Source organism: Pseudooceanicola nanhaiensis, from assembly GCF_020171315.1.
Lineage (GTDB): Bacteria > Pseudomonadota > Alphaproteobacteria > Rhodobacterales > Rhodobacteraceae > Pseudooceanicola > Pseudooceanicola nanhaiensis_A.
The window spans coordinates 1-2,920 of record NZ_JAIUZP010000019.1 but is presented as its reverse complement, the minus strand read 5'-3'; the positions used below and the strand labels follow the sequence as shown (position 1 = coordinate 2,920).

Annotated in this window: 3 protein-coding genes; all 3 read left to right on the top strand. The window is 66.1% G+C overall.

Features of this window, described 5'->3' with window-relative positions; translation table 11 throughout:
- Window positions 1–161 precede the first annotated feature (161 nt).
- The 3 genes from LCM32_RS21365 to LCM32_RS21355 are packed head-to-tail and all read left to right on the top strand — an operon-like array spanning window position 162 to window position 2,561.
- The gene (locus LCM32_RS21365; RefSeq protein ID WP_224823114.1) at window positions 162–1,076 is read left to right on the top strand and encodes an ABC transporter permease; all 915 of its coding nucleotides are present in this window, start codon (window positions 162–164) and stop codon (window positions 1,074–1,076) included.
- 1 nt (window position 1,077) lies between these two features.
- Window positions 1,078–1,914: an ABC transporter permease gene (locus tag LCM32_RS21360; protein WP_224823113.1), complete on the top strand. Its 837-nt coding sequence runs from the start codon at window positions 1,078–1,080 to the stop codon at window positions 1,912–1,914.
- Entirely contained in the window at window positions 1,914–2,561 is a 648-nt protein-coding gene (locus tag LCM32_RS21355; RefSeq protein ID WP_224823112.1) for an aspartate/glutamate racemase family protein, read from the top strand. The genes LCM32_RS21360 and LCM32_RS21355 overlap by 1 nt, the downstream gene beginning before the upstream one ends.
- Window positions 2,562–2,920 lie beyond the last annotated feature (359 nt).

The following is a 2,920-nucleotide window of genomic DNA, read 5'->3' as shown; positions in this document are numbered from 1 at the left end:
GGCTGACGCCCCCCGCACCCCCCGTCTGACGTGTTTCGAAGCGCCTGTGCGCCCCTAGAGGATGCGGTGAGCGGCGCGGGCGGGAATGTGAGTATTTTTGGAAAGATGAAAGCCGGTGTCGGGTCTTATGGTCCATGCGCCGGGAGGCAGGAGTGGCGGGAATGAGCGATCTGGCAGGCGATGTGCAGCCGGTGGAGAAACGGCCCGCAAAGCGGGCGGGACGGCGGCTGGGGCCTGATATCCTTGGCTGGTTGCAGGCCGCGCCGCTGACGCTGGTGCTGGTCTGCTTCCTGCTGGCCCCGATCGCGATGATCGTGGCCGTCTCCTTCTGGGGCGCGACGGAGTTCTCGATCTACCCGGCGTTCCAGTTCGACAATTACGCCTTCCTCTTCGGCTCAGACGTCACCTACCGGGTGTTCTTCGCCACCTTCAAATACGCGCTGATCACATGGGCCTTCACCCTCGCGATCGGCTTTACCGTGGCCTATTTCCTGGCCTTCCACGTGCGCAGCCAGCCGATCCAGATCGCGCTTTTCCTGCTCTGCACGATCCCGTTCTGGACCTCGAACATCATCCGCATGATCTCGTGGATCCCCTTCCTCGGGCGCAACGGCATTGCCAACTCGGCGCTGATCTCATGGGGCGTGATCGACGAGCCGCTGGAATGGCTGCTCTATTCCGACTTCTCGGTGATCCTCGCCTTCGTGCATCTCTACACGCTCTTCATGGTGGTGCCGATCTTCAACACGATGATGCGGATCGACAAATCCCTGCTGGAGGCGGCGCGGGACAATGGTGCAAGCGGGCTGCAGACCCTGCTGCATGTGATCCTGCCCCTGACCAAGCCCGGCATCATGATCGGCACGATCTTCGTGATCACGCTGGTGATGGGCGATTTCATCACCGTGCGCTTCATGTCGGGCTCGCAGCGGGCCAACGTGGGGCGGCTGATCTCCAACGACATCTCGCTGCTGCAATACCCTTCTGCCGCCGCCACCGCCGTGGTGCTGCTCTGCACCGTGCTGCTGGTGATCGGCATCCTGCTGCGCTTCGTGAACATCCGGAAGGAGCTCTGAGATGGAAAAACGCCCCCTCAGCTTCTACATCCTCGCGGGTTTCTTCGCGCTCTTCGTGCTCTTCCTCTACGGGCCCACGCTGACCATCGGCATCCTCAGCTTCCAGGGACCGCAGGGCGGGCTGACCTTCCCGATGAACGGCGTCTCGCTGCACTGGTTCCGCGACCTCTTCGAGGAGCAGGCGGTGGGCGACATCTGGGGCGCCTTCCGGCGCTCGCTGGCGCTTGGCCTCATGGTCATGGTGACGACGGTCGTCGTCTCGGTCATGGCGGGGCTGGCGTTCCGCAAGCGGTTCCTCGGCTCGGGCCTGCTGTTCTACATCGCGATCACCTCGCTGGTGATCCCCTCGATCCTGATCTCGCTCGGCGTCGGGCTGATCTTCAACCAGCTGGGGCTGAAGGTGCATTGGGCGACCTCGGGCTTCGGCTCGCAGCTGACATGGACCCTGCCCTTCGGCCTGCTGATCATGTTCGCGGTCTTCAACCGGTTCGACAAATCCTACGAGGAAGCGGCCCGCGACCAGGGCGCGACCGCCTGGCAGACCATCTACCACGTGGTGCTGCCGATCATCGCGCCCTCGCTGATCGGGGTGGCGCTCTTCGGCTTCACGCTCAGCTATGACGAATTCGCCCGCACCCTGCTGACGGCGGGCAGCTACAACACGCTGCCGCTGGAGGTCTTCGGGATGACCACCAACGTGACCTCGCCGGTGATCTATGCGCTCGGCACGCTGACGACGCTGTTCTCGCTGCTGATCATCGCGGTCTTCCTCTTCACCGTCTGGGTGATGGGCAAGCGGCGCGCGCGGGCGGGGTCGGACGCAGGCAAGGGCGTGTGATGCGGCTGCTCTATATCAATCCCAATGCCACGGCTTCGATGACCGACGGGATCGTGGCGGCGGCCCGCGCCGCCCTGCCCGGGGTCGAGATCATGGGCGTGACCAACACTGACGGGCCGCCCGCCATCGAGGGCCCCGAGGATGGCGACCGCGCGGTGCCCGGCGTTCTGGCCCGGGTGGCCGCGGCCGAGGCCGATGCGGTGGTGATCGCCTGTTTCGACGACACCGGGCTGGCCGAGGCGCAGGCGCTGTCCAGCGTGCCGGTGCTGGGGATCGGACAGGCAAGCTACCTCATGGCGACGCTGCTGGGGCAGCGGTTCTCGGTCGTGACCTCGCTGGCGGTGTCGCTGCCGGTGATCCGCGAGAATATCGCGGGGCTGGGGTTCGAGGGCCATTGCGCCTCGGTCCGGGCCAGCGGGCTGCCGGTGCTGGTGATCGACGAAGGCGCCGAGGACACGCGGGTGCGACTGGCGGAAGAGATCGTGCGGGCGCGGGACGAGGACGGCGCGGGTGTCGTCGTGCTGGGCTGTGCGGGGATGGCGCCGTTGCGGGCGGATCTGGAGGCGCGCAGCGGAGTGACGCTGATCGACGGCGTGGCGGCGGCAGCGCATCTGGCGGTGGCGGCGGCGGGGTTTCGGGCCGGGTGAGCGGGGTTTACTCCTGACCTGGTGGCTGAACGCAACCACCAACCACCTACCCGTATAGAGACAAGGGCAGCGCCGTCCCGCGGGGTGGCGCATAAGCGCCGCCCCAGGGGGGCGGGTCGGCGCCGCCCGGCCTATCGGCCGGGCGGGGCGTGGATGGATGGCTCAGCGAACCTGGGCGCTGCGGCAGGGTTGAGGCGCTGGAGAGCGTCAGAGCATCAGAGCATCAGAGCATCAGAGCATCAGAGCGTCAGAGCGTCAGAGCGTCAGAGCGTCAGAGCGTCAGAGCGTCAGAGCGTCAGAGCGTCAGAGCGTCAGAGCGTCAGAGCGTCAGAGCGTCAGAGCGTCAGAGCGTCAGAGCT

Coding starts and splice junctions, on each gene's coding strand:
- LCM32_RS21365 (WP_224823114.1), top strand. CDS start 162: ATGAGCGATCTGGCAGGCGATGTGCAGCCGGTGGAGAAACGGCCCGCA.
- LCM32_RS21360 (WP_224823113.1), top strand. CDS start 1,078: ATGGAAAAACGCCCCCTCAGCTTCTACATCCTCGCGGGTTTCTTCGCG.
- LCM32_RS21355 (WP_224823112.1), top strand. CDS start 1,914: ATGCGGCTGCTCTATATCAATCCCAATGCCACGGCTTCGATGACCGAC.